Source organism: Pseudomonas flavescens (assembly GCF_013408425.1).
GTDB classification, from domain to species: Bacteria; Pseudomonadota; Gammaproteobacteria; order Pseudomonadales; family Pseudomonadaceae; genus Aquipseudomonas; species Aquipseudomonas fulva_A.
In genome coordinates, this window is record NZ_JACBYV010000001.1 from 363,450 (window position 1) to 387,487 (window position 24,038).

Below are 24,038 nucleotides of genomic sequence, written 5' to 3' on the forward strand. Positions count from 1 at the left end.
CACGCTTGCAGCTCTTGTTATACTGCCGGCCCTTTTCCAGGAGCAGCCCCATGGTCGACGCCACTGAACTCAATCGCCTCTTCTGGCACAGCCGACGCGGGATGCTCGAACTGGACGTGTTGCTGGTGCCCTTCGTGCGCGAGGTGTACGCGACGCTCAACGACGAGGATCGCGCTCGCTACCGCAAGCTGCTCGAGTGCGAGGATCAAGACATGTTCGGCTGGTTCATGCAGCGCGGCGAGCCCGAAGACGCGGATCTGCGCTACATCGTTCGCATGATCCTGGACCGTGTCCAGCCCAAGTAAGCGCTTCGAGTGTCACTGGCAGCCGTCGCGGCGGTTGCTGGAAGTCTACCTATGCGCCCAGGCGCTGGCGCTGCTGACCCTTCTACTGATCGATATCCCGCTCTGGGCGCGAATTTCGGCGCTGCTACTGCTCGCCGCCCACGCCGCCTGGGTTCTGCCGCGGCACGTATTGCTGAGCAGCCCCGCTGTCTTTTGCGGGCTGCGTCATGATGATCTGGGCTGGCAGGCTCGCCGCGAGGCGGGTGACTGGCTGCCTGTCACCTTGCTACCCGACAGTGTCGCGCTGCCGTGGCTGGTGATCGTGCGGTTCCGCCTGCCTGGCGAGTACCGGGTCCGCAGCCTTTGCCTGCTTGCCGACAGCATGCCCCACGACGCCCACCGGCGTTTGCGGGTGCACCTGAAGTTCAGCCGTCAGCGTTGGCGGGTCGCAGAATAGTGTCCCGCGCCTGCGCCAGCAGGTCCGGATAGTCCAGCGTGTAGTGCAGGCCTCTAGATTCCTTGCGCTCCATGGCCGAGAGAATCATCAACTCGGCCACCTGTGCCAGGTTGCGCAGTTCGATCAGATCCCGACTGACCTTGTAGTTGCTGTAGAACTCGTCGATTTCGTCGAGCAGCAGGCGCACGCGATGCTGGGCGCGCTGCAGGCGCTTGGTGGTCCGCACGATGCCGACGTAGTCCCACATGAAACGCCGCAGCTCGTCCCAGTTGTGGGCGATGATCACGTCTTCATCCGAGTCGGTGACCTGGCTGGCGTCCCAGGAGGGCAGCTCCGCAGGCATCTGCACCTGATCCAGATTGGCGACGATGTCGGCGGCCGCCGAGCGCGCATAGACGAAGCATTCGAGCAGGGAGTTGCTGGCCATGCGATTGGCCCCGTGCAGGCCGGTGAAGCTGGTTTCACCAATGGCATACAGTCCAGGCACATCGCTACGTCCAGCCTGATCGACGAGCACGCCGCCGCAGGTGTAGTGCGCCGCAGGTACCACGGGAATCGCCTGCCGGGTGATGTCGATACCGAACTCCAGGCAGCGCTGATGAACGGTCGGGAAGTGGCTTTTGACGAAGTCCGCGGGCTTGTGGCTGATGTCCAGGTAAACGCAGTCGACGCCCAGGCGCTTCATTTCATGGTCGATGGCGCGGGCGACGATATCTCGCGGTGCCAGCTCTTCGCGTGGGTCGAAGCGCGGCATGAAGCGCTCGCCATTGGGCAGGCGCAGCAGGGCGCCTTCGCCGCGCAGTGCCTCGGTGATCAGAAAGCTTTTGGCCTGGGGGTGATAGAGGCAGGTTGGGTGGAACTGGTTGAATTCTAGATTGCCGACCCGGCAGCCGGCGCGCCAAGCCATGGCGATGCCGTCACCGCAGGCGCCGTCCGGGTTGCTGGTGTAGAGGTAGACCTTGGCTGCGCCGCCCGTGGCAAGAATGACGAAACGCGCGTGATGGGTGTCCACTTCGCCGCTGCGTCTGTCCAGCACGTAAGCGCCCAGGCAGCGCTGGCCCTCGCGCCCGAGCTTGCGTTCGGTGATCAGGTCCACGGCGACGCGCTGCTCGAGCAGCTCGACATTGCTGCGCTGGCGGGTACGTTCGAGCAGGGTATTGAAGATCGCAGCGCCGGTTGCATCGGCCGCATGGATGATCCGTCGATGGCTATGGCCACCTTCGCGGGTCAGGTGGAACTCGAAACCGCCGTCCTCGCGATCGTGTTCATCGTCGCGGGTGAAGGGCACGCCCTGATCGATCAGCCACTGGATGGCCTCGCGGCTGTGCTCGACGGTGAAGCGCACGGCGTCTTCACGGCACAGGCCGCCGCCGGCATTCAAGGTGTCGTCTACATGCGAGTCGACCGTGTCGCTGCCGTCCAGCACCGCTGCCACGCCACCTTGCGCCCAGTACGTCGAGCCATTGGCCAGCTCACCCTTGCTCAGTACGGCGATGCTCAGGTGTTCGGGGAGCGTCAGGGCCAGGGTCAGGCCTGCGGCGCCGCTGCCGATGACCAGGACGTCGTGCTGGAAATGTTGGCTCATTATTCGAGTAATCCGCTGGGTGCCGCCCACTAGTATATAGAGGGGGGCAGCGGCACAATAGCCAGTCCGGTGGGTTGTCTCGAGCAGAAGGTGTATCGTTGCGAGCTGGCGATGTGCCTGCCAAGGTTGTCTGTCGTAAAGTGGTGCTGGAGCTTCATATGCTCCTCTATGGCCAGGATGAACTTTTTTAGTAGTCAAGGTTCTATAGCGGAGTCGCCCCGGAGAGGGATTATGTCTGGTGGCTCGAGCGAATGAAGGTCGCGTCAGCGGGGTTCGTTTCGACAGTCAGGCGATCTAAGACTATTCGCGCAGCAGGGACATAGCTCTGGTGCGCTGTTTCGTGCAAAACCAGAAAATGTTTTGCGGGAAGCTTGTTCGGAGGGGGAGAACTTTTGCACATGGCTCGAGTCTATTTTTGCAGATCGATCCTCTGGCAGACGCAGATCTCCTACGAGCTCAACGAGGAGTATTCATGCTAACCCAGGAAGAGGATCAGCAGCTGGTCGAGCGCGTTCAGCGCGGTGACAAGCGAGCGTTTGATCTGTTGGTGCTGAAGTACCAGCACAAGATTCTCGGGTTGATCGTGCGGTTCGTGCACGACACCCATGAAGCTCAGGATGTGGCGCAGGAAGCTTTTGTAAAAGCTTATCGGGCGCTGGGAAACTTTCGCGGTGACAGTGCGTTCTATACATGGCTGTACCGCATCGCCATCAACACGGCGAAGAATCATCTGGTGTCTCGCGGTCGGCGACCACCGGATAACGATGTAAGCGCAGAGGATGCAGAGTTCTACGACGGCGATCATGCCCTCAAGGACATCGAGTCTCCCGAGCGTGCGTTGTTGAGGGATGAAATCGAGGCAACCGTGCATCGGAGCATCCAGCAACTGCCAGAAGATTTACGAACGGCGCTAACGTTACGTGAATTTGATGGTCTGAGTTACGAAGACATTGCGAGCGTCATGCAATGTCCTGTTGGCACCGTGCGTTCGCGAATCTTTCGGGCGCGTGAAGCCATCGACAAGTCCCTGCAACCGCTGTTGCAGGAAGCCTGAGACAGCGGCGACAGCCAAGAGAGGAACCGCTATGAGTCGTGAAGCCCTGCAGGAATCGCTGTCCGCGGTGATGGATAACGAAGCGGATGAACTTGAACTTCGGCGTGTGCTCGGTGCGAGCGACGATGCCGAGTTGCGTGCTACCTGGTCGCGTTACCAGGTCGCCCGTGCCGTGATGCACAAAGATCTTCTTGTGCCACGTCTGGACATCGCCGCAGCCGTTTCCGCTGCCCTGGAAAACGATGTCACGCCAGTGATGCAGGAAGACAAGAAGGTCGTACGTGGCCCTTGGCGCAGCCTCGGTCGTGTAGCTGTTGCAGCTACCGTAACCGTAGCAGTGCTGGCCGGTGTACGCTTCTACAATCAGGACGATGTTGCAGGAGCCCAGCTGGCTCAGCAGCAGACTCAGCCATCCATAGCTCTGCCGCAGGCTCAAGGGCCGGCGATTCTGGCGGGTTTCAACACTTCGGATGAACAGCCGAGCGTGGAAACCGTCTCTGCAGAAGGCGAAGGCTGGCATGAGCAGCGTCTGCCCGAGTACCTGCGTCAGCATGCTCAGCAGTCCGCTCCTGGCGCTACCGAGAACGCACTGCCGTTCGCCCGGTCCGCGAGTGTAGAAGAGCGTTAAGAAGGACGCGCATGCGCTTCATTCCCGCTACTTCCCTGGTGCTCGGCAGCCTATTGGCAATCCCCGCCATAGCTGCCGACGCTCAGGACTGGTTGCAAAGGCTTAACAAGGCCGAAAGCAGCCAAAGCTTTCAGGGCACCTTCGTTTACGAACGCAACGGCACTCTCTCAACCCACAGCATCTGGCGTCAGGTCGAGCCGGGTGGAGGTGTGCGCGAGCGGCTGTTGCAGCTCGATGGTGCCCCTGAGGAAGTGCTTCGGGTCAATGGCCAGGCGCAGTGCGCCAGTGGCTCTTCATCCGCAGAGCTGGTCGATGACCAGGCCTGGCCGAGCCATGACCTGAACACCGAGCAACTGGGTGAGTGGTACGAGATGCGGGTGACGGGTGAATCACGTGTCGCGGGGCGTCCTGCGGTGGTTCTCGGGTTATTGCCGCGTGATCAGTACCGATATGGCGTGGAGCTGCATCTGGATCGTGAAACGGGTCTGCCCCTGAAGTCGTTGCTGGTCAGCGATAAGGGCGTGTTGCTCGAGCGCTTCCAGTTCACCCAGCTCGATACCGCGCAAGCGCAACCCGCCAAGGTGCTGCAGCCTTCAGCTGATTGCGCACCTGTACGCCTCGTCAAAGCCGACAAGAAGCGGCCAGAACTCTGGCGCTCCGACTGGGTTCCGCCTGGTTTCAGCCTCAGCGCTGTCACTCAACGTCGAAGCCCCGCCTCCACAGATAACGTCGACTGCCTGATCTACGATGACGGGCTGGCGCGTTTTTCCGTGTTCCTCGAACCTCTGCATGACGCCACGGTCGCCGATGCGCGTAGCCAATTGGGCCCAACCGTGGCCGTTTCGCGACGCCTGACAACTGATGATGGAGATGTCATGGTTACGGTCGTGGGAGAAATTCCGCTTGGAACGGCGGAGCGCGTCGCCATGTCGATGCGCGCTGACGATGTGCATGCAACTCCGTAAGGGTCGGTGATAACGATCTCGGACGATTTTGCCGCTGTATCGTCATGTTCTGTTTTACCGATGGCCCCCGCAGGGGGCTCGTTTGTTCTGGATGGGGAAGAATCTGTAATGTCGATGCCTAGCCTGAAAACCTATGCGGCCGCGCTTTTCGCGGTGTTCATGATGGGGCAGTCCATTGCTGCGCATGCGCAGTTGCCGGACTTCACGCCACTCGTCGAAGCCGCTTCGCCCGCCGTGGTCAATATCAGCACCCGGCAGAAAGTGCCGAACGCCGTTGCCAGCAGTGGCGGGTTGTCCGTTCCGGATCTGGAAGGTCTGCCGCCAATGTTTCGCGAGTTCTTCGAGCGCAGCATTCCCCAGCAGCCTCGTTCGCCCGGTGGCGGTGGTCGTCAGCGTGAGGCTCAGTCATTGGGCTCGGGTTTCATCATTTCCAAGGATGGCTACATCCTGACCAACAACCATGTGGTCGCCGATGCCGATGAAATCATCGTGCGTTTGTCCGACCGCAGTGAGCTGGAGGCCAAGCTGATCGGTACCGATCCGCGCAGCGACGTCGCTCTGCTCAAGGTGGAGGCCAACGACCTGCCTACCGTGAAGCTCGGCAACTCCGACAACCTCAAGGTCGGTGAGTGGGTGCTGGCCATCGGTTCTCCGTTCGGCTTCGATCATTCGGTGACCGCCGGTATCGTCAGTGCCAAGGGCCGCAGCCTGCCCAACGAGAGCTATGTGCCGTTCATCCAGACCGACGTGGCGATCAATCCCGGCAATTCGGGTGGCCCGCTGTTCAATCTGGATGGCGAGGTGGTGGGTATCAATTCGCAGATCTTTACCCGCTCCGGTGGTTTCATGGGGCTGTCCTTCGCCATTCCGATGAGCGTGGCGATGGATGTGGCCGACCAGCTGAAGGCCAGTGGCAAGGTCAGTCGCGGCTGGCTGGGGGTGGTCATCCAGGAAGTGAACAAGGATCTCGCCGAGTCCTTCGGTCTGGAGAAACCGGCCGGTGCGCTGGTCGCTCAGGTGCTTGAAGACGGCCCGGCCGCCAAGGGCGGTTTGCAGGTCGGGGATGTGATCCTCAGCCTGGACGGCAAGCCGATCATCATGTCTGCCGATCTGCCTCATCTGGTGGGTGCATTGAAGCCAGGCACCAAGGCCAATCTGGAGATCGTCCGCGAAGGTGCGCGCAAGACCCTGAAGCTGGCCGTCGGTACCATGCCCGCCGATGATGGCGATGACGCTACCGAAAGCGCTACCCCAGGCGTGGAGCGCAGCAGCAACCGCCTGGGCGTGAGCGTCGCCGAGCTGACCGAAGAGCAGAAGAAGGCTCTGGATCTGAAAGGCGGTGTGGTCATCCGCGAAGTGCAGGACGGTCCTGCAGCGCTGATCGGTCTGCGTCCTGGTGACGTGATCACGCACCTGAACAATCAGGCTATCGGGTCGGCGAAGAACTTCACCGAGGTGGCTCAGTCGCTGCCCAAGAACCGTTCGGTCTCCATGCGCGTGTTGCGCCAGGGCCGGGCCAGCTTCATCACCTTCAAGCTGGCCGAATAGGCCAGGCTGAGCAGCCGCTCTGGTTGATGATCAGGAAGGGGTGATGAAAATCGCCCCTTTTTCATGTCCGTGCGCGGCGATTTTTTGTTTCCGCGAGTGCTGCCGAGGCTAAATAGCGCCTTCATGCGCTTGTCCTGACGTGACGTAGGGGCAAGCACTCGGTTAAACTTCGCGGCTATTTTCGGCGGGCAGTCGCCTGCGGCCTTTTTCGAGTGTTGTCCTGTGAGTGACCTGAGTCATATCCGCAATTTTTCCATCATTGCCCACATTGACCACGGCAAGTCGACACTGGCTGACCGGTTCATCCAGATGTGCGGCGGTCTGACCGCGCGCGAGATGGAGGCTCAGGTTCTCGACTCCATGGACCTGGAGCGCGAGCGCGGCATCACCATCAAGGCCCACAGCGTCACCCTGTACTACAAGGCGCAGGACGGCATTACCTATCAGCTGAACTTCATCGATACGCCAGGGCACGTCGACTTCACCTATGAGGTGAGCCGCTCGCTGGCTGCCTGTGAAGGCGCGTTGCTGGTCGTCGATGCGGGTCAGGGTGTCGAGGCGCAGTCGGTCGCCAACTGCTACACCGCCATCGAGCAGGGGCTGGAAGTCATGCCCGTGCTGAACAAGATGGATCTGCCCCAGGCCGACCCGGATCGCGTCAAGGAAGAGATCGAGAAGATCATCGGTATCGACGCCACCGACGCCGTTGCCTGTAGCGCCAAGAGCGGCATGGGCGTCGACGAAGTGCTCGAGCGCCTGGTGCACACCATCCCGGCGCCGACCGGTGAGATCGACGCGCCGCTGCAAGCGCTGATCATCGACTCCTGGTTCGACAACTACCTGGGCGTCGTTTCCCTGGTGCGTGTACGTCACGGCCGGGTGAAGAAGGGCGACAAGATTCTGGTCAAGTCCACTGGCAAGGTGCACCTGGTCGACAGCGTGGGGGTGTTCAATCCCAAGCACACCGCGACCGCGGATCTCAAGGCCGGTGAAGTGGGCTTCATCATCGCCAGCATCAAGGACATTCACGGCGCACCGGTGGGCGATACCCTGACCCTCAGCTCGACGCCCGACGTCGAAGTGCTGGCGGGTTTCAAGCGTATCCAGCCACAGGTCTACGCCGGACTGTTCCCGGTCAGCTCAGATGACTTCGAGGACTTCCGCGATGCACTGCAGAAGCTGACTCTCAACGACTCGTCATTGCAGTACCTGCCGGAGAGCTCCGACGCCCTGGGCTTCGGCTTCCGTTGTGGCTTCCTCGGCATGCTGCACATGGAAATCATCCAGGAGCGCCTCGAACGCGAGTACGACCTGGACCTGATCACCACCGCACCGAGCGTTATTTTCGAGGTGGTGCTCAAGACCGGTGAAACGATTTACGTCGACAACCCGTCCAAGCTGCCGGATGTTTCCTCGGTGGAGGATTTCCGCGAGCCGATCGTTGCTGCGACCATTCTGGTACCGCAGGAACACCTGGGTAACGTCATCACCCTGTGTATCGAGAAGCGTGGCGTTCAGCGCGACATGCAGTTCCTCGGCACCCAGGTTCAGGTTCGCTACGACCTGCCGATGAACGAAGTGGTGCTCGATTTCTTCGATCGTCTGAAGTCCACCAGCCGTGGTTACGCCTCGCTGGATTACCATTTCGACCGCTACCAGTCGGCCAATCTGGTCAAACTGGACGTGTTGATCAACGGCGACAAGGTCGACGCCCTGGCGCTGATCGTGCACCGTGACAACGCCCACTACAAAGGGCGTCAGTTGACCGAGAAGATGAAAGAGCTGATCCCTCGGCAGATGTTCGACGTTGCCATCCAGGCCGCCATTGGCGGGCAGATCGTCGCGCGTACCACTGTCAAGGCATTGAGAAAGAACGTTCTGGCCAAGTGCTACGGCGGTGACGTGAGTCGTAAGCGCAAGCTGTTGGAAAAACAGAAGGCCGGTAAGAAGCGCATGAAGCAGGTCGGCAACGTGGAAATTCCGCAGGAAGCCTTCCTTGCTGTACTCAAGTTGGATAGTTAGGGCCTATGTCATTTAATTTTCCGCTGTTGCTGGTCATCGCCGTCGCCGTGTGCGGCGCTCTGGCTCTGTTCGATCTGGTCTTTCTGGCGCCCCGGCGTCGCGCGGCGATCGCCAGCTATCAGGGCAAGGTCGAGCAAGCCGACGAGGCAGTGGTCGAGAAACTCAACAAGGAGCCGTTGCTGGTCGAATACGGCAAGTCGTTCTTTCCGGTACTGGCCATCGTGCTGGTGCTGCGCTCCTTCTTGGTCGAGCCGTTTCAGATCCCGTCCGGCTCGATGATTCCGACCCTCGAGGTCGGCGATTTCATCCTGGTCAACAAGTTCGCCTACGGCATTCGCCTGCCGGTGCTGGACACCAAGGTGATCGAAGTGGGTGACCCGCAGCGCGGCGACGTCATGGTGTTCCGCTATCCGAGCGACCCCAACGTCAACTACATCAAGCGCGTGATCGGTCTACCGGGCGATCATGTGCGCTATAGCAGCGAGAAACGCCTGTTCGTCAATGGCAAGCCGGTCGCCGAGCAACTGATCGGCGAAGAGCCGGGCAGCCTGGGCAGCGCCACGCTGTACAGCGAGCATCTGGGTGAAGTGGAACACCGCATCCGCAAGGAAATGAGCCGCTACCGTGCCGAGCCAGGCAAGGAGTGGACGATTCCCGAGGGGCACTACTTCATGATGGGCGACAACCGCGACAACTCCAACGACAGCCGCTACTGGAACGACCCGAGCATTCCCAAGGATGTACTGGGCATGGTTCCGGATCGCAACATCGTCGGCAAGGCGTTCGCCATCTGGATGAGCTGGCCGGATCCGAAGTTCAAGAGTCTGCCGAACTTCTCCCGCGTTGGGCTCATTCACTGATCTGATGAAAATTTGCGGCGCCGTTCAATACGGCGCCGCCAGCTATCTATAGTCTTCTCATGCGCCTGACGCGCATGACTGGAACTATCTGGATATTGGGGAAGAACATGAAATTCGCACGCTCGCAGCAAGGTCTGTCGATTGTGAGTTGGCTGGTTGTGCTCGCTGTGGTGGCGTTTCTCGCCAGCACTGCGTTCAAGGTGGTTCCGCACTACCTCGACTACATGTCGATGGAAAAGATCATCACCTCGGTGGAAACCGACAAGTTGCAGGACGTCAGAACCGTGGGTGATTTCTATGCCCACGTCAGCCGCGGCATGACGGTCAACAGTATTCGTGACCTGAACCCGCAGGACGTCCTCAAGGTGACAATCGTCAACAATGAGTTTCTCGCCCACCTGAAGTATGAAAAACGCGAATCGCTGATCGAGAACATCGATCTGGTGGTTAATTTCGATAAAGAATTCCGTGTGCGAATGCCGTGAGTGTTTCGTTGACCCGCCTCGAGCGCCAGCTCGGGCATAGCTTCAAGGACCAGGATCTGATGATCCTGGCGCTGACCCACCGTAGTTTCGCCGGTCGCAATAACGAGCGTCTGGAGTTCCTCGGTGATGCAATCCTCAATTTCGTTGCCGGTGAAGCGCTCTACGAGCGTTTCCCCCAGGCCCGTGAAGGGCAGCTTTCGCGGCTGCGTGCGCGTCTGGTGAAGGGCGAGACCCTGGCCATACTGGCCCGTGGTTTCGACCTGGGCGAATACCTGCGTCTGGGCTCCGGTGAGCTGAAGAGTGGTGGCTTCCGCCGCGACTCCATCCTCGCCGACGCGCTCGAGGCCCTGATCGGTGCCATTTATCTGGATGCCGGCATGGACGTTGCCCGCGAGCGCGTACTGGCCTGGTTGACCAACGAGCTGGATGGCCTGACCCTGGTCGACACCAACAAGGACCCCAAGACGCGTCTGCAGGAATTCCTGCAGTCACGTGCCTGCGAGCTGCCGCGTTACGAGGTGGTCGACATTCAGGGCGAGCCCCATTGCCGGACATTCGTGGTCGAATGTCAGGTCAATCTACTCAATGACAAGACCCTGGGCCAAGGTGCCAGCCGCCGTATTGCCGAACAGGTAGCGGCGACGGCAGCGCTGATCGCTCTGGGTGTGGAGAACGGCAATGACTGATTCGCCTGTAACACGCTGTGGCTACGTCGCCATCGTCGGCCGGCCCAACGTGGGCAAGTCGACCTTGCTCAATCACATCCTCGGTCAGAAGCTGGCGATTACCTCGCGCAAGCCGCAGACCACTCGCCACAACATGCTCGGCATCAAGACCGAGGGTGACGTACAGGCCATCTACGTCGACACGCCCGGCCTGCACAAGAACAACGAGAAAGCGCTCAACCGCTACATGAACAAGAACGCCTCGTCGGCCCTCAAGGACGTCGACGTGGTGATCTTCGTGGTCGACCGCACGCGCTGGACCGATGAAGACCAGATGGTGCTCGAGCGCATCCAGTACGTCGAGGGCCCGGTGATCCTGGCGGTCAACAAGACCGACCGTCTGGACGACAAGGCCGATCTGATGCCGCACCTGAAGTGGCTGGCCGAGCAGTTGCCGAATGCCGAAATCGTGCCGGTATCCGCGCAGCAGGGGCACAACCTGGATTCCCTGGAAAAGCTCGTCGGTGATCGTCTGCCAGAAGGCGTGCACTTCTTTCCGGAAGACCAGATCACCGATCGCTCCGGGCGCTTCTTCGCTGCCGAGCTGGTACGCGAGAAGATCATGCGCCAGCTGGGCGCCGAGCTGCCTTACCAGATCACCGTGGAAATCGAAGAGTTCAAGCGCGAGGGACGGATCATGCACATCCATGCGCTGATCCTGGTCGAGCGTGACGGGCAGAAGAAAATCATCATTGGCGAGAAGGGCGAGCGCATCAAGCGCATCGGCCAGGAAGCACGCAAGGACATGGAGTCGATGTTCGACACCAAGGTCATGCTCAATCTCTGGGTCAAGGTCAAAAGCGGCTGGTCCGACGACGAGCGTGCGCTGCGTTCCCTGGGCTACGACAATATCTGACCCGGCATCCCGCCGCCTCGCGGCTGGCACCGACAGCGAGTGATTCAGCATGCTTGCGCTCAGCCAGCCCGCCTATGTCCTGCACAGCCGTGCGTACCGTGAAAGCAGTGCGCTGGTCGACTTCCTCACGCCCCAGGGGCGTTTGCGTGCCGTATTGCGCGGTGCGCGGGGCAAGGCCGGCAGTCTGGCCAGGCCGTTCATACCTCTGGAACTGGAAACCCGTGGCCGCGGTGAGCTGAAGAACGTCGGCCGTCTGGAGGCGGCGGGTATTCCCAATCTGCTCTCGGGGGATGCGCTGTTCAGCGGCCTGTATCTGAACGAACTGCTGATCCGCGTGCTGCCGGCCGAGGACCCCCATCCGATCATTTTCGAGCAGTACGCCCTGACCGTTCTGGCACTGGCCCAGGGGCGCGCGCTGGAGCCGCTGTTGCGCGCCTTCGAATGGCGCCTGCTGGACGAACTCGGCTATGGTTTCGCCCTCGACAGCGATATACAGGGCGATCCCGTGGTCGCCACCGGGCTGTATCGACTGCAATCCGACAGTGGTCTGCTGCCAATCGGCCATTGGCAGCCTGGCGCCTTCCTCGGCAGCGAGCTGCTGGCCATGGCCGAGGCGGACTGGACCGCACCGGGTGCGTTGGCGGCTGCCAAGCGCCTGATGCGCCAGGCGCTGGCCCCTCATCTGGGCGGTCGACCTCTGGTCAGCCGCGAATTGTTCATGACGCTCAAGGAGCCGACCCGTGACTGAAGCCAATCGTGTTTTGCTGGGCGTGAATATCGACCACGTCGCTACGCTGCGCCAGGCGCGCGGTACGCGCTATCCCGACCCCGTCAAGGCGGCGCTGGACGCCGAGGAGGCCGGTGCCGATGGCATCACCGTGCACTTGCGCGAGGATCGTCGGCACATTCAGGAGCGCGATGTGCGCCTGCTCAAGGACGTGTTGCAGACACGCATGAACTTCGAGATGGGCGTGACCGACTTCATGCTCGATTTCGCTGAAGAAATCCGTCCCGAGCACGTCTGTCTGGTGCCGGAAACCCGGCAGGAACTGACGACCGAAGGTGGTCTGGACGTGGCCGGCCAGGAGGCGCGAATCGCCGCAGCGGTGCAGCGCCTGGCTGCCGCTGGTAGTGAAGTTTCGCTGTTCATCGACGCCGATCCGCGGCAGATCGAGGCGAGCAAGCGCGTCGGCGCTCCGGCCATCGAGCTGCACACCGGGCGCTATGCCGATGCGCATGATCCGCAGCAGGCCGCTGCCGAGCTGCAGCGTATTCGTGAGGGTGTCGCGCTGGGCGTTTCGCTGGGGCTGGTCGTCAATGCCGGTCATGGTCTGCACTACCACAATGTCGAGCCGGTGGCGGCGATCCCAGGGATCAACGAACTGAACATCGGCCATGCTCTGGTCAGCCATGCCCTGTTCGTTGGCTTCAAGGATGCGGTGCGGGAAATGAAACAACTGATCGAGAGTGCCGCAGCACGCTAGTGGCGCGTTAGCGGCCTGCTCCGTAGGCCACTGCCACCTGTGCCGCCAGTGCTTCGGCAGCCGCGCCACGGTTGCTGCCGCGCAGCAGTTTGATGTGATAGTCGCCCAACGGTGGTAGCCCATGCTCCTGTTGAGAGAGGCGGCGCAGCGGGGGTTTGACCAGGCTGGCCGGGAAGGCTGCGATGGCCAGGTCGGCAAGCAGCGCCGCTTCCTGGCCAGCGCACTGCTCGCTGGAGTAGGCGATGCGGTAGCTGCGCCCCAGCCTGTCGAGGCCGTCCATGGCTGCACGTCGCCAGGCGCAGCCGCGGCTGGCGACGGCCAGGGGTAGAGGGTTGCGCTTGACCGCCAGCCCGCCATCACGGCCTGCCCACACCAGCGATTCGCTGCAGATGATCTCCCCTCGGGAGTCGTCGGCATCGCCGTTGCCGGTGTTCAGCAAGGTAAGGTCCAGCTCTCCGCCATCCAGACGCTCGATCAGCTCGCAGCTGCGACCTACCGATACATCGACCTGAACTGCGGGGTGGCTGAGGGCGAACTGCGATAGCAGGTCGGGGAGGGCGCCTACGCCGATGTCGAATGGCGTGCCGAAACGCACGGTGCCCGCCAGGTTCGGAACCAGAAAGTGCGATACCGCCTCCTCGTTGAGCTTGAGCAGACGCCGCGCGTAGCCGAGCAGAATCTCGCCATCCGCGGTCAGCCGCACGCGGCGGCTTTCGCGGAGAAACAGCGTGCGCCCGAGGGTTTCCTCCAGGCGCTTGATCTGCTGACTGACAGCCGCCGTGGTACGGAATACCTGGGCGGCGGTGCGGGTAAAGCTGCCGCTTTCGGCGATGCCGACGAACGTCTTCAGCACGTCGCTTTCCAGTAGTGGCAGTGCGGCGGGCAGGTCGGTGAGCAGCGTGTTGTTCATAAGGTCGTTAATATTTTCTTAATCGGTCATTAGGTATTACTCGTTTGTCTTAACGTTAGGCGCAACTCAATCTGTCAGCAAGCGGTCACCGATAACCGGCGACCTCAGGCTGTCGAGGAGAGTTGTCATGACGTCGAACGAACGGTATGTCGCCAATACCCAGCGCACCCGCCAGGCAAGGTCGTCGGGCCTTGTCGCCAATGAGCTGATCCAGTGGCTGGGCGACTGGTATTTCGCCTGGTGCTGGAGGCGCAAGATGCGCCGCCTGCTGAGGCTCGAAAGCGTCGGGCAGGTGCGCTTGGGGAGTGCCCAGGAGCGAGTCAGCGCAGGGGCGCAAATGCCCCTCGCGACGATCGCCGCGCGGCAGGCCGAGTGGCGCCGCAAGGGTGATGTGGCTGGCTGACGCTGCTGTCAGGGTTTGCGCGCGACCAGCACTGCGCGGCGCGGGGCCGGTAGACCTTCGATGGTGCGGCGATGGTCCAGCGGGTCGAGGAACTCGGGCAGCGACTGGTAGCGCATCCACTCGGTGCTGCGCTGTTCCTCGATCGAGGTGACGCTGACGTCCACGCAACGCACGTCGACGAAGCCGGCGCGGCGCAGCCACAGTTCCAGCGCCGGTACCGAGGGCAGGAACCATACGTTGCGCATCTGCGCGTAACGGTCTTCGGGAACCAGCACCTGATAAGCATCGCCTTCCACCACCAGCGTCTCCAGTACCAGTTCGCCACCCTTGAGCAGGCAATCCTTGAGTTCCAGCAGGTGATCGATGGGCGAGCGCCGGTGGTACAGCACGCCCATGGAGAACACGGTGTCGAAGCCCTGCAGCTTTGCTGGCAGTTCTTCGATGCCCAGGGGCAGATGCCAGGCTGGCATCTCTGGCAGGTAATTTTTCATGGCCAGGAACTGGCAGAGAAACAGCCAGTTGGGGTCGATGCCGACCACGCTCCGGGCGCCATCGCCGAGCATCCGCCACATGTAATAGCCATTGCCGCAGCCGACGTCGAGTACGCGTTTGCCGGTCAGGTCCAGATGCGGGGATACCCGCTGCCATTTCCAGTCGGAACGCCATTCGGTATCCACGTGCACGCCGAACAGGTGAAAGGGGCCCTTGCGCCAGGGGATCAGGCCGCGCAGGGCAGTATCCAGAGCTACACGAGTGGTCTCGTCGCGCGCACCGTCGAGCCTGAAATCCCCGCTCAGGTCGATTTGCCCGATGTCCAGTGCCGGCAGCGCTTCGACAGCGGCGTACCAACGCTGCAGGTCACCATGACCGATGGCCAGTTTGGCGTCGATCTGCCCCGGCAGGTCGGCGCTCCATTCCTGCAAGGGAGTGCCGGCGAGTTGTGCCTGCAGGGCATCGAGATCCATACGGCGCATCATGGCAAGGCCACCATGGAGGCGAAGTTCAGGCACTGGAACCAGGGCACCACCTTGCTGAAACCGGCTGCCAATAGCCGCTCGCGGTGTTGCTCGAGGCTGTCAGGCAGCATGACGTTTTCGATGGCGCTGCGCTTCTGGGCGATTTCCAGTTCGCTGTAACCATTGGCGCGTTTGAACGCGATATGCAGGTCGGTGAGCAGCGCATGTTGCTGGTCGTCTTCGAAGCGCAGCTTTTCCGACAGGATCAGTGCGCCGCCAGGCAGCAACGCCTGTCGGATACGGGCCAGTAGCGGCTGGCGCTGAGCCGGCTCGATGAACTGCAAGGTGAAGTTCAGCGCGACCAGTGAGGTCGCCTGGAAGTCCATGGCGAGAATATCGGCCTCCATGACCTCGACCGGCAGAAGCTCCTGAAACATCGAATCCTGAGCGTGCAGGTACTCGCGGCAGCGTTCGACCATGGCGCTGGAGTTGTCCACGGCGACCACCCGGCAGTCTTCCAGCTGAACGTGACGGCGCAGCGCCTGGGTCACGGCGCCCAGCGAGCTGCCCAGGTCGTAGAGCACGCTGTGCGGCTGGGCGAACTGACCGGCCAGCACGCCGATGTTCTCGACGATGGTCGGGTAACCGGGCACCGAGCGCTTGATCATGTCCGGGAACACACGGGCCACGTCTTCGTTGAAGACGAAGTCCGGCACCTGGTCCAGTGGCTGGGCGAAAAGTTGGTCGGGCTGTCTGGTCACGGTCGGTCTGCGCGGCGCTGGAAAGCCGCGCATTTTAGCCAAGTCCGGCGATTAGCCAAACCTTGTCGGCGGCATTCGTCGGATCGCTGCCGTAGGCGCGCGCTCGCCGGTGATCGACTACAGCACTGCGACGGCCATTTTCGTAGCCTGGGCATCGCGCCGCGCTCCCCAGGCTGCGGCTTCCTAGCGAACGCTAACCCGGCAGTCGAAGGTGTCGGCCGGTTCGGCGCTGGCATCCCAGGGCTGCACATAGGTCAGCAGCAGTTGTGCTTCACCGCTTTCGGTCGCCTGGAAACGCCAGGTGGAGTGACCGTCGCCGCCAACCAGGTCGGAGTTCTCAGCCGCGCTGTAGACTTCCGGGCCGAGGCTCTTGAGGACGCTGGCAGCATTCTTGCGGACCACCCAGCGATACCCGGTGGTGGGGTTGCTCGGCAGCGTGAGGATCATCTGCTGGCCGGCGTGCAGGTCGAGCGGGCATTGCCTCTGTTCCTGCACGGTAACGCTTCTGGACTGGCTCGCGCAGGCACTCAGCAAGGCGACTGCCGCAACGAGCGGCAGGCTGTGGGCAAAGGTCATCGGGGGCTCCGGTGGCTGGGAAACGCTCTTCAGCATAGCCGCTGCCGCGCGGCCTGTAACCCGTGCCGGCGAGCGAACAGGGTCAGTCGACGATGAACAGCCGCGCGCCGCTGCTCGTCGAGCTACGGTGCGCTTCCGCCTGATCGGCGACTTGATAGCTCATGCCAGCGGTCATCACGAAGCGGCGGCCATCCTCCAGCTCGGTGTGCAGCTCGCCCTCGAGGCACAGCAGGATATGGCCCTTGCTGCACCAGTGATCGGCCAGGTAACCGGGCGAGTAGTCGACCATACGCACCCGCAACGTGCCGAACTGGCGAGTTCGCCAGTGGGCCACGCCGGTTTCTCCGGGATGCTCGGTGGCGTCCACCTGGCTCCAGTCGGTAATGCCAAAAGGGATGTCGGCGATGTTCATGAGCGTTTCCTGGCGTGTACTGAATCGTGGCGCGGTTGTGGAGGCGATGACGTCAGTCCTGCTGGGCCTGGAGGAACAGGGCGAACAGCTCGGATTGCGACTTTATCCCCAGTTTGGCGTAGATGTGCTTGCGGTGCACCTTGACCGTTTCCGTCGAAATCGACAGCTTGCGGGCGATCTCCTTGCCCGAGCAGCCACTGAGCATCAGCCGGGCGACATCCAGCTCCCGCGCCGTCAGGGTGTTTTCCATCCAGTGCCCGGCGCTGCCCTGAGGTCGCGGGCGAGCCGGGCCGGGCGTGCTGTTGCCCAGCAAGTCCTGATCGAAGGCCAGGCGCTGGCGCATCAGGCCGCTTACCCAGGGTTGCACCAGGCCAAGCAGGGCGAGGTTCTCGGGGCTGAAACGGTGGCGCGCACCCAGCGACAGGCACAAGGTTCGGCCATCCTGCAGCGGAACGTTGAACTGCACTTCGTCGACCACCACGTTGAGGCGGAAATAGCGTTGGTAGTAGTCGGTTCGTTCGAAGCGTTCCGGTGCCACGTCAGCCAGGTGCAGCAGGCCGCCCACGGCGCGTTCGCGGCTGTCGATGTAGAACGGATCGAGCTGGTAGAGGCCCTTGAGGTAATCCAGGAACAGCGTATCGGGGCCACCGTCCAGCCCGGGGCACTCGGCGAGAACCTGGGGGCGTGCCTCGCTGAAGATCAGCACCACCCAGCTGTCGAACGCGACGTACTGCTCCAGCACGCGCACCAGCGCCGTCCAGAAGGCGGGGCGATCCAGCCCCTCGATGAGCTTGCCAACCGACTGGTGCCAGGCGATGTGCTGCAACGAAAGTCCCACTTCCTACCCCCAATGGGTTAACCCGCCCGCGTGATTACCGGCGCCGATCCTTGCCGCCATACTCGGGGTACGGCATTGGCAGTTCACCGACCTGCCAGGCAAGGAAATACCAGGCCGATTCTGACGCTTTTTATCGGCCCGGGACAAAACAACAGGATATCGAGATGAAGATCGAACTCGTACAAATGCGCGGCCGTGATGGCGACACCGTCTACAACCTGAGTCGCGCTCTACAGGCTATCGATGACAGCGCCGAGGGTACCGATCTGCTGGTTTTCTCGGAAACTCATCTGATGGGCTTTCCGACAGCGCTGAACATCGCCGAACTGGCCGAGCCAGTCGATGGCCCGACGATTCAGGCCGTGCAGCAGGCGGTTCGCGAGCGCAATGTCTCGGTGGCCATCGGCATGGCGGAAAACGATGCGGGGGTGTTCTACAACACCACGTTGCTGATCACCCCGGCGGGGATCGCCATGCGCTACCGCAAGACCCACCTGTGGTCCTCCGACCGTGGCATCTTCACGCCGGGTGACCGCTACGTGACGGTGCCCTGGCAGGGAATCCGGGTCGGCATTCTGATCTGTTTCGACATCGAGTTTCCGGAAAGCGCCCGGGCGCTGGCGCAGCTCGGCGTCGACCTGATCATCGTCACCAACGGCAACATGGACCCCTACGGTCCCACCCACCGCACGGCGATCATGGCGCGCGCCATGGAAAACCAGGCATTCGCGGTGATGGTCAATCGCGTAGGCAGCGGCGATGGCGATCTGGTCTTCGCTGGCGGCAGCAGTGTGGTCGATCCGTTCGGTCAGTTGCTGTGCGAGGCGGGTCGCGAAGAGTGCCGGCAGATCGTCGAGCTCGACTTCGATCAGCGGCAGGCTGCCTGCAGCGATTACCGCTACCTCGAGGAGCGGCGCCTGACGCTGCCTGGCGAGCGCATCGACTACCCGGACGGGCGCCGAGAACTGCTGATTCCACGTTAAGACGGAGGCCAACCTCCGCGTTGCCGCCGGGCCCTGCGCCCGGTGAGCGCTGCTGTGTTCGCCGACTTCGGCTCTGCCATAAAAATCATAATCTCGGAGTAGCAGTAATGGCCAATCTCAAACGTACCCTGTCACTGGGTTCGGTGGTGCTGTTCGGCATCGCCTACATGACCCCGATCATCGTGCTCGGTACCTTCGGCATTCTTGCCGACGTGACCAGTGGGCAAGTGCCCGCCGCCTACCTGGCCGCGACACTGGCCATGCTGTTCACCGCACTGAGCTACGCGAAAATGGCCGCGGCCTTTCCCGTGGCCGGCTCCGCCTACACCTACGTGCGCAAGTCGATCAACGCCAAGCTGGGCTTTCTCGCCGGCTGGGCGGTGCTGCTCGATTATCTGTTTCTGCCCATGGCCATCTGGCTGATCGGCGCAGCCTACCTGGGTTCGGCGTTTCCCGAGGTGCCGCAGGCCATCTGGGTGCTGGGCTTCATCGTGGTGACGTCACTGATCAACGTGGTGGGCCTGCAACTGGCCAAGACGGTCAACGGCCTGCTGATGGTGGTGCAGCTTCTGGTGCTGGTGGCCTTCGTTGCCCTGTGCGTGCATTACGTGGCGGGGGACGGCAGCAAACCGCTGTGGAGCCTGAAGCCGTTCTTCGACGGCAGTTTCAGCCTGCCGCTGGTGATGGGCGGCGCTGCCATTGCCTGTTATTCGTTTCTCGGCTTCGATGCGGTCAGCACGCTGACCGAGGAAACCCGCGATCCGCAGAAGACCATTCCCAGAGCGATTCTGCTGATTACCCTGTTCGGCGGGCTGATCTTCATCGTCACCTCCTACTTCGTGCAGCTCGCTCACCCTGGCGCCGTGTTCACCAGTACCGATTCCGCCGCCTATGAAATCGCCCGCAACATCGGCGGCGATCTGTTCGTGTCGATATTCCTGATCGGCCTGATCGTCGGCCAATTCACCTCGGGCCTGTCGGCTCAGGCCAGTGCCTCGCGTCTGCTGTTCGCCATGGGCCGTGACGGCGTGCTGCCCAAGCGCCTGTTCGGTACCCTGAGCAAACGCTTCGGAACGCCGCTGGGAAGCATCCTGCTGTGCGCGGTGGTGGCCTTGCTGGCGCTGAAACTGGACGTGACCACCTCGACCTCGTTCATCAACTTCGGTGCTTTCCTGGCGTTCTCGCTGGTCAACCTGTCGGTCATCTTTCACTACTGGATCGGCGGCGCCCGGCGCGGTGCCAGGGCGCTGCTGCAGTACCTGCTGTTTCCACTGCTCGGCATGTTCGCCACGCTGTGGCTGATGATCAGCCTGGATCACCTGGCGATCACCCTTGGCCTGTGCTGGCTGGCACTGGGCGTCGCCTACCTGGCCTGGCTGACCGCAGGCTTTCGGCGCCAGCCGCCGGAGATGCAGTTCGACGCTGCCTGAGTCATCACTGCCGAGCGACGCTCACCCCTTCGAGGTTGGCGAAGGAGGTGTCCTTGGCGGTGAGCAGGAAGTCACGCATGAAGGGGGCGTCGAGCATGTCCGTGCGGATGCCCGCGTAAAGCGTGGCGAACAGTCCCTTGTCGCCCAGGCGCTTGGCGGTCACGTAGCCACGCGAGCTGTACTCGTGCAGCGCCCAGTTGGGCAGGCCGCAGACGCCACGGCCGCTGGCCACCAGTTGCATCATCATCACCGTCAGTTCCGAGGTGCGCACCTGGGCGGGCTCGATATCGGCGGGCTCGAGAAAGCGGGTGAAGATATCCAGTCGATCCCGTTCCACCGGGTAGGTGATCAGGGTTTCCTTGATCAGGTCTTCGGGGCGGATGAAAGGCCGGTTGGCCAGTGCGTGCTGGTTGGCCACCGCCAGCATCGCCTCATAGGTGAACAGCGGCACGTAGGTGATGCCTGACAGCTCCAGCGGGTCGGAGGTCACTACCAGGTCGAGGTCGCCGCGGGCCAGGGCGGGCAGTGGCGCGAAGGAGAACCCCGAAGCCAGATCCAGCTCCACTTCGGGCCATGCATCGCGAAACTGATCGATGGTCGGCATCAGCCACTGGAAGCAGCTGTGGCATTCGATCGCCATGTGCAGACGACCCGCAGTGCCGCCGGCGAGCCGTGCCAGATCGCGTTCGGCACTGCGCAGCAGGGGCAGCACGTTATCGCACAGTTGCAGCAGGCGCAGGCCGGCGCTGGTGAACCGCACCGGTTTGGTCTTGCGTACGAAAAGCTGCATGCCCAGGCGCTCCTCCAGCTCCTTGAACTGGTGCGACAGTGCGGACTGCGTCAGGTGCAGGCGCTCGGCGGCCTCGACCAGGCTGTCGGTCTCGCGCAGCGCGTGGAGGGTTTTCAAATGGCGGATTTCGAGCATGGCAGGCCTGCGAGATATTCAACTGATCGCTTGGGAAGATGAGCGACTTTCATGAAGGCAGTGTCCCTCAGGGCTGGCTCGCTGTCGAGTCATTCATCGATCACCCCGCCTGGCGGATTTCATCAAACTGTCACCATTGTGTGGCAGCGCGCTTTCGCCAATCACTGCGACACTTCTCGGCTATCCGGTTTCTCGCTTATGGAATGAATGATGCGCGTCGTGGTTTTTCTGGCTGCCTTGCTATGCAGCCTGTCGTCCCTGGCGACTGAAGCATGCAAGGTCGGTTCGGACATCGAGCGCGTATCGCTGGGCGAGGTGAGCCTGGCTTACCAGAGCATCGGGCGCAGTGGCGACCCGGCGCTGCTGTTGGTCATGGGCCTGGGTGGGCAACTGATCCACTGGCCGGATGACGTGGTCGAGCAGTTGTGCGAACAAGGCTTTCGGGTCATTCGCTTCGACAACCGCGATGTGGGCCTGAGCCGCTGGAACGCCGAGGTGCCAACCGCCAACCTTGCCTATGAAGTGTTGCGCTATCGCCTCGGGCTCTCCGTCGGCGCGCCTTACGGACTGCGTGACATGGCTGGCGATGCGCTGGGCCTGATGGATGTGTTGGGCATTCGTCAGTTTCATCTGCTCGGCGCGAGCATGGGCGGCATGATCGCTCAGCATGTGGCCGATATGGCGCCGCAGCGGGTGCGCAGCCTGACCCTGGTGATGACCAGCTCCGGCGCCCAGGGATTGCCGGCGCCCAGCCCGGCACTGTTGCGGTTGTTGTCGCGACGCGATGCACCCAGTCGCGAGGCGGCGCTGGAACAGCAGGCCGATCTGCTGGCCGCGCTAGGCAGCCCGACAGTCGTGGATGATCGCGCGATGTTGTTGCACCAGGCCGAGGTCGCCTACGACCGTGCCTTCAATCCCGCCGGGGTGGAGCGGCAGTTGCTGGCGATTCTCGCCGAAAGCAGCCGAGTCGATCTGCTCAATCGGCTGCAGGTGCCGACTCTGGTGGTGCACGGCACCGCCGATCCACTGCTGCCGGTCATGCACGGTGTGCACGTGGCGGCGCATGTGCGCGGTAGCGAGCTGCGGCTGATCCCCGGGCTCGCTCACCGCTTTCAGGAGCGGTTCAAGGCGCCGTTGCTGGCGGCCGTACTGCCGCATCTGCAAGCTCACCGCCAAGATGTGCAACTGGTGCAGATGTAGCCACTGCCGCGGTATGCACTTCAGGGGTGATGTAGCGCTGCAGCCTGTTGCGCTGCGTCGCGGACAGGAACAGGCCGAGCTTGCTGCGACGCCAGAGAACGTCGTCCACTTCCGTGGCCCACTCGTGCTGGCGCAGGTAATCCACCTCGCGGGCATACAGGCCATGGCCGAAATCTTCGCCCATCTGCTCCAGGCTCTCGACCTTGTCGAGCAGTTGCCAGGTGCGGCTGCCATAGCTGGCGGCCCAGCGGCGGGCCAAGGCGGTATCCAGCCAGCCATGACGCGCACAGAGTGCGTCGACCAGGCTTTGCCGGCTCTGCATCTGCTCGCCACCGGGCAGCGGTGCCTCGGCGGTCCAGCGGGCACCCAGATTGGGAAAGAAGGGCGCCAGTTGCGCCAGTGCCGACTCCGCCAGCTTGCGGTAGGTGGTCAGCTTGCCGCCGAACACTGATAGCAGCGGCGGTTCGTCACCCTGGGCCGACAACGACAGCGTGTAGTCGCGGGTGATGGCCGAAGGTTCGTCCGACTCGTCATCGCAGAGCGGGCGTACACCAGCGTAGCTGTGCAGGATGTCTGCACGGCTGACCGACTTGCGGAAATGGGCGTTGACCACCTGCAGCAGGTAATCGGTTTCCTCGTCGCTGATGCTGACCGTGGCAGGATCGCCGGTGTATTCACGGTCGGTGGTGCCGATCAGGGTGAAGCGGTCGAGGTAGGGAATGGCGAACACGATACGGCGATCTTCGTTCTGCAGGATGTAGGCCTGCTCACCGTCGAAAAGCTTTGGCACGATGATGTGGCTGCCCTGGATCAGTCGGATGCCGTAGGGCGATTGCTGCTTAAGGTCGTCACGAATGAAGCGCGCTACCCACGGACCGGCCGCGTTGACCAGCGCCTTGGCACGAATCGAGAACAGGCTGCCATCGGCACGCTCCAAGTGGATATGCCACAACCCCTTGCTGCGTCGTGCGCTGACGCAGCGCGTGTGCGTGTGTACATGGGCGCCATGTTCCCGTGCCGCCATGGCGTTGAGCACCACCAGCCGGGCGTCGTCCACCCAGCAATCGGAATATTCGAAACCCTTGCTGATCTCCGCCTTGAGCGGGCTGCCTGCGCCGAAACTCACGCCACGGGAGCGCGGCAGGGCCTTGCGCTTGCCGAGGTTGTCGTACAGAAACAGCCCGGCACGGATCAGCCAGGCAGGGCGCAGGTGCGGGCGGTGGGGCAGGATGAAGCGCATCGGGCTGACGATGTGTGGCGCCTTGGCCAGCAGCACTTCGCGTTCGGCCAGCGCTTCACGCACCAGACGGAATTCATGGTGCTCGAGGTAGCGCAGCCCTCCATGAATCAGCTTGCTGCTCGCCGAGGACGTATGCCGGGCGAGGTCGTCTTTCTCGCAAAGGAACACGGACAGGCCACGACCGGCCGCATCACAGGCGATGCCAGTACCGTTGATGCCACCGCCGACAACGGCGATATCGTAGATCTCGGACAGCGGGCTGGTGGACAAGCTGGATGTTGGCATCGTCAGGCCTCGTGTTGCTTTGGTATTTGAATTCGAACATCTGTGTTCGCTTTCGAAAATATTAGCGCATGAATAGACACGTATCCAGTGAGATTCGATTGAAAAAACTCATCGTCATACCCTGGAATGAAAATACGTGAACATTTCTACAGATAGCCGTAGCGGC

26 protein-coding genes are annotated in these 24,038 nt (G+C 62.1%); 17 read left to right on the forward strand and 9 right to left on the reverse strand.

All coding sequences use genetic code 11. The features are described 5' to 3' along the window. Window positions 1-50 precede the first annotated feature (50 nt). Window positions 51-305, forward strand: a complete 255-nt coding sequence (locus FHR27_RS01545) for an FAD assembly factor SdhE (protein WP_042555046.1) — start codon at window positions 51-53, stop codon at window positions 303-305. Next, on the forward strand, window positions 289-741 hold the full coding sequence (locus tag FHR27_RS01550) for a protein YgfX (protein ID WP_042555045.1): 453 nt from the start codon (window positions 289-291) through the stop codon (window positions 739-741). Before FHR27_RS01545 ends, FHR27_RS01550 begins: the two co-directional genes overlap by 17 nt. Here FHR27_RS01550 and nadB read toward each other — a convergent pair. Next, on the reverse strand, window positions 710-2,326 hold the full coding sequence (nadB, locus tag FHR27_RS01555) for an L-aspartate oxidase (protein ID WP_179537587.1): 1,617 nt from the start codon (window positions 2,324-2,326) through the stop codon (window positions 710-712). The two genes, FHR27_RS01550 and nadB, sit on opposite strands and share 32 nt — an antisense overlap. A 472-nt stretch (window positions 2,327-2,798) precedes the next feature. Here nadB and rpoE point away from each other — a divergent pair, with 472 nt between their 5' ends. The 11 genes from rpoE to pdxJ all read left to right on the forward strand — a co-directional run bounded on the left by rpoE (window position 2,799) and on the right by pdxJ (window position 12,953). Next, complete coding sequence (gene rpoE / locus FHR27_RS01560) at window positions 2,799-3,380, forward strand: RNA polymerase sigma factor RpoE (RefSeq protein WP_013792331.1); 582 nt, start codon at window positions 2,799-2,801, stop codon at window positions 3,378-3,380. Between the two features lie 31 nt (window positions 3,381-3,411). Then, the gene (locus FHR27_RS01565) at window positions 3,412-4,008 is read left to right on the forward strand and encodes a sigma-E factor negative regulatory protein (protein WP_042555043.1); all 597 of its coding nucleotides are present in this window, start codon (window positions 3,412-3,414) and stop codon (window positions 4,006-4,008) included. A gap of 11 nt (window positions 4,009-4,019) precedes the next feature. Further along, complete coding sequence (locus FHR27_RS01570; RefSeq protein ID WP_042555042.1) at window positions 4,020-4,973, forward strand: MucB/RseB C-terminal domain-containing protein; 954 nt, start codon at window positions 4,020-4,022, stop codon at window positions 4,971-4,973. 108 nt (window positions 4,974-5,081) lie between these two features. Then, window positions 5,082-6,521 carry a DegQ family serine endoprotease gene (locus tag FHR27_RS01575; protein WP_444964372.1) on the forward strand — a complete coding sequence of 480 codons (1,440 nt, stop codon included), beginning with the start codon at window positions 5,082-5,084 and terminating at the stop codon, window positions 6,519-6,521. Window positions 6,522-6,743: 222 nt separating this feature from the next. Then, a complete protein-coding gene (gene lepA, locus FHR27_RS01580) occupies window positions 6,744-8,543 on the forward strand; it encodes a translation elongation factor 4 (protein ID WP_042555040.1) in 1,800 nt (599 codons plus the stop codon). 5 nt (window positions 8,544-8,548) lie between these two features. Next, window positions 8,549-9,403 (forward strand): signal peptidase I, encoded by an 855-nt coding sequence (gene lepB / locus FHR27_RS01585; RefSeq protein WP_042555039.1) that lies wholly within the window; start codon window positions 8,549-8,551, stop codon window positions 9,401-9,403. Window positions 9,404-9,510: 107 nt separating this feature from the next. Then, the gene (locus tag FHR27_RS01590) at window positions 9,511-9,888 is read left to right on the forward strand and encodes a DUF4845 domain-containing protein (protein ID WP_042555038.1); all 378 of its coding nucleotides are present in this window, start codon (window positions 9,511-9,513) and stop codon (window positions 9,886-9,888) included. After that, the gene (rnc, locus tag FHR27_RS01595) at window positions 9,885-10,574 is read left to right on the forward strand and encodes a ribonuclease III (protein WP_042555037.1); all 690 of its coding nucleotides are present in this window, start codon (window positions 9,885-9,887) and stop codon (window positions 10,572-10,574) included. The genes FHR27_RS01590 and rnc overlap by 4 nt, the downstream gene beginning before the upstream one ends. Next, window positions 10,567-11,469 carry a GTPase Era gene (era, locus tag FHR27_RS01600; RefSeq protein ID WP_042555036.1) on the forward strand — a complete coding sequence of 301 codons (903 nt, stop codon included), beginning with the start codon at window positions 10,567-10,569 and terminating at the stop codon, window positions 11,467-11,469. The genes rnc and era overlap by 8 nt, the downstream gene beginning before the upstream one ends. A 49-nt stretch (window positions 11,470-11,518) precedes the next feature. Then, complete coding sequence (gene recO, locus FHR27_RS01605) at window positions 11,519-12,217, forward strand: DNA repair protein RecO (protein WP_042555035.1); 699 nt, start codon at window positions 11,519-11,521, stop codon at window positions 12,215-12,217. Next, the gene (gene pdxJ, locus FHR27_RS01610) at window positions 12,210-12,953 is read left to right on the forward strand and encodes a pyridoxine 5'-phosphate synthase (protein ID WP_042555034.1); all 744 of its coding nucleotides are present in this window, start codon (window positions 12,210-12,212) and stop codon (window positions 12,951-12,953) included. Before recO ends, pdxJ begins: the two co-directional genes overlap by 8 nt. Before the next feature lie 7 nt (window positions 12,954-12,960). Here pdxJ and FHR27_RS01615 read toward each other — a convergent pair whose 3' ends face one another. Continuing rightward, window positions 12,961-13,863 (reverse strand): LysR substrate-binding domain-containing protein, encoded by a 903-nt coding sequence (locus FHR27_RS01615; RefSeq protein WP_179537588.1) that lies wholly within the window; start codon window positions 13,861-13,863, stop codon window positions 12,961-12,963. A gap of 127 nt (window positions 13,864-13,990) precedes the next feature. Between FHR27_RS01615 and FHR27_RS01620 the strand changes: the two genes are divergently transcribed. Continuing rightward, entirely contained in the window at window positions 13,991-14,266 is a 276-nt protein-coding gene (locus FHR27_RS01620) for a hypothetical protein (RefSeq protein WP_179537589.1), read from the forward strand. Window positions 14,267-14,274: 8 nt separating this feature from the next. Here FHR27_RS01620 and cmoB read toward each other — a convergent pair whose 3' ends face one another. From cmoB to FHR27_RS01645, 5 genes are all read right to left on the reverse strand, one after another. Then, window positions 14,275-15,243, reverse strand: coding sequence for a tRNA 5-methoxyuridine(34)/uridine 5-oxyacetic acid(34) synthase CmoB (gene cmoB, locus FHR27_RS01625; RefSeq protein ID WP_042555032.1), 969 nt, complete (start codon window positions 15,241-15,243; stop codon window positions 14,275-14,277). After that, window positions 15,240-16,016, reverse strand: coding sequence for a carboxy-S-adenosyl-L-methionine synthase CmoA (cmoA, locus tag FHR27_RS01630; protein WP_179537590.1), 777 nt, complete (start codon window positions 16,014-16,016; stop codon window positions 15,240-15,242). Before cmoA ends, cmoB begins: the two co-directional genes overlap by 4 nt. A 150-nt stretch (window positions 16,017-16,166) precedes the next feature. Next, window positions 16,167-16,559, reverse strand: a complete 393-nt coding sequence (locus FHR27_RS01635; RefSeq protein ID WP_179537591.1) for a protease inhibitor I42 family protein — start codon at window positions 16,557-16,559, stop codon at window positions 16,167-16,169. 82 nt (window positions 16,560-16,641) lie between these two features. Then, a complete protein-coding gene (locus tag FHR27_RS01640; RefSeq protein ID WP_042555030.1) occupies window positions 16,642-16,971 on the reverse strand; it encodes a DHCW motif cupin fold protein in 330 nt (109 codons plus the stop codon). Window positions 16,972-17,023: 52 nt separating this feature from the next. Beyond that, complete coding sequence (locus tag FHR27_RS01645; protein WP_179537592.1) at window positions 17,024-17,809, reverse strand: helix-turn-helix transcriptional regulator; 786 nt, start codon at window positions 17,807-17,809, stop codon at window positions 17,024-17,026. Between the two features lie 164 nt (window positions 17,810-17,973). Here FHR27_RS01645 and FHR27_RS01650 point away from each other — a divergent pair, with 164 nt between their 5' ends. Further along, window positions 17,974-18,792, forward strand: a complete 819-nt coding sequence (locus FHR27_RS01650; RefSeq protein ID WP_179537593.1) for a carbon-nitrogen hydrolase family protein — start codon at window positions 17,974-17,976, stop codon at window positions 18,790-18,792. A gap of 107 nt (window positions 18,793-18,899) precedes the next feature. Beyond that, complete coding sequence (locus FHR27_RS01655) at window positions 18,900-20,222, forward strand: APC family permease (RefSeq protein ID WP_042555027.1); 1,323 nt, start codon at window positions 18,900-18,902, stop codon at window positions 20,220-20,222. Between the two features lie 4 nt (window positions 20,223-20,226). Here the strand turns inward: FHR27_RS01655 and metR are convergent, their stop codons facing one another. Further along, window positions 20,227-21,147, reverse strand: a complete 921-nt coding sequence (metR, locus tag FHR27_RS01660) for a transcriptional regulator MetR (RefSeq protein WP_042555026.1) — start codon at window positions 21,145-21,147, stop codon at window positions 20,227-20,229. Between the two features lie 210 nt (window positions 21,148-21,357). Between metR and FHR27_RS01665 the strand changes: the two genes are divergently transcribed. Further along, window positions 21,358-22,347, forward strand: a complete 990-nt coding sequence (locus FHR27_RS01665) for an alpha/beta fold hydrolase (RefSeq protein ID WP_179537594.1) — start codon at window positions 21,358-21,360, stop codon at window positions 22,345-22,347. Here the strand turns inward: FHR27_RS01665 and glpD are convergent. Then, window positions 22,271-23,872 (reverse strand): glycerol-3-phosphate dehydrogenase, encoded by a 1,602-nt coding sequence (glpD, locus tag FHR27_RS01670; RefSeq protein WP_179537595.1) that lies wholly within the window; start codon window positions 23,870-23,872, stop codon window positions 22,271-22,273. The genes FHR27_RS01665 and glpD overlap by 77 nt on opposite strands. Window positions 23,873-24,038: the final 166 nt, after the last annotated feature.

Bases quoted from the DNA above. Each gene is read 5' to 3' on its own strand.
- rpoE (WP_013792331.1), top strand. From the start codon at position 2,799: ATGCTAACCCAGGAAGAGGATCAGCAGCTGGTCGAGCGCGTTCAGCGC.
- recO (WP_042555035.1), top strand. From the start codon at position 11,519: ATGCTTGCGCTCAGCCAGCCCGCCTATGTCCTGCACAGCCGTGCGTAC.
- metR (WP_042555026.1), bottom strand. From the start codon at position 21,147: ATGCTCGAAATCCGCCATTTGAAAACCCTCCACGCGCTGCGCGAGACC.
- nadB (WP_179537587.1), bottom strand. From the start codon at position 2,326: ATGAGCCAACATTTCCAGCACGACGTCCTGGTCATCGGCAGCGGCGCC.
- FHR27_RS01565 (WP_042555043.1), top strand. From the start codon at position 3,412: ATGAGTCGTGAAGCCCTGCAGGAATCGCTGTCCGCGGTGATGGATAAC.
- glpD (WP_179537595.1), bottom strand. From the start codon at position 23,872: ATGCCAACATCCAGCTTGTCCACCAGCCCGCTGTCCGAGATCTACGAT.
- FHR27_RS01570 (WP_042555042.1), top strand. From the start codon at position 4,020: ATGCGCTTCATTCCCGCTACTTCCCTGGTGCTCGGCAGCCTATTGGCA.
- cmoB (WP_042555032.1), bottom strand. From the start codon at position 15,243: ATGATGCGCCGTATGGATCTCGATGCCCTGCAGGCACAACTCGCCGGC.
- cmoA (WP_179537590.1), bottom strand. From the start codon at position 16,016: ATGCGCGGCTTTCCAGCGCCGCGCAGACCGACCGTGACCAGACAGCCC.
- FHR27_RS01620 (WP_179537589.1), top strand. From the start codon at position 13,991: ATGACGTCGAACGAACGGTATGTCGCCAATACCCAGCGCACCCGCCAG.
- FHR27_RS01655 (WP_042555027.1), top strand. From the start codon at position 18,900: ATGGCCAATCTCAAACGTACCCTGTCACTGGGTTCGGTGGTGCTGTTC.
- FHR27_RS01615 (WP_179537588.1), bottom strand. From the start codon at position 13,863: ATGAACAACACGCTGCTCACCGACCTGCCCGCCGCACTGCCACTACTG.
- era (WP_042555036.1), top strand. From the start codon at position 10,567: ATGACTGATTCGCCTGTAACACGCTGTGGCTACGTCGCCATCGTCGGC.
- FHR27_RS01650 (WP_179537593.1), top strand. From the start codon at position 17,974: ATGAAGATCGAACTCGTACAAATGCGCGGCCGTGATGGCGACACCGTC.
- FHR27_RS01665 (WP_179537594.1), top strand. From the start codon at position 21,358: ATGCGCGTCGTGGTTTTTCTGGCTGCCTTGCTATGCAGCCTGTCGTCC.
- FHR27_RS01545 (WP_042555046.1), top strand. From the start codon at position 51: ATGGTCGACGCCACTGAACTCAATCGCCTCTTCTGGCACAGCCGACGC.
- FHR27_RS01590 (WP_042555038.1), top strand. From the start codon at position 9,511: ATGAAATTCGCACGCTCGCAGCAAGGTCTGTCGATTGTGAGTTGGCTG.
- lepB (WP_042555039.1), top strand. From the start codon at position 8,549: ATGTCATTTAATTTTCCGCTGTTGCTGGTCATCGCCGTCGCCGTGTGC.
- FHR27_RS01575 (WP_444964372.1), top strand. From the start codon at position 5,082: ATGTCGATGCCTAGCCTGAAAACCTATGCGGCCGCGCTTTTCGCGGTG.
- FHR27_RS01635 (WP_179537591.1), bottom strand. From the start codon at position 16,559: ATGACCTTTGCCCACAGCCTGCCGCTCGTTGCGGCAGTCGCCTTGCTG.
- FHR27_RS01640 (WP_042555030.1), bottom strand. From the start codon at position 16,971: ATGAACATCGCCGACATCCCTTTTGGCATTACCGACTGGAGCCAGGTG.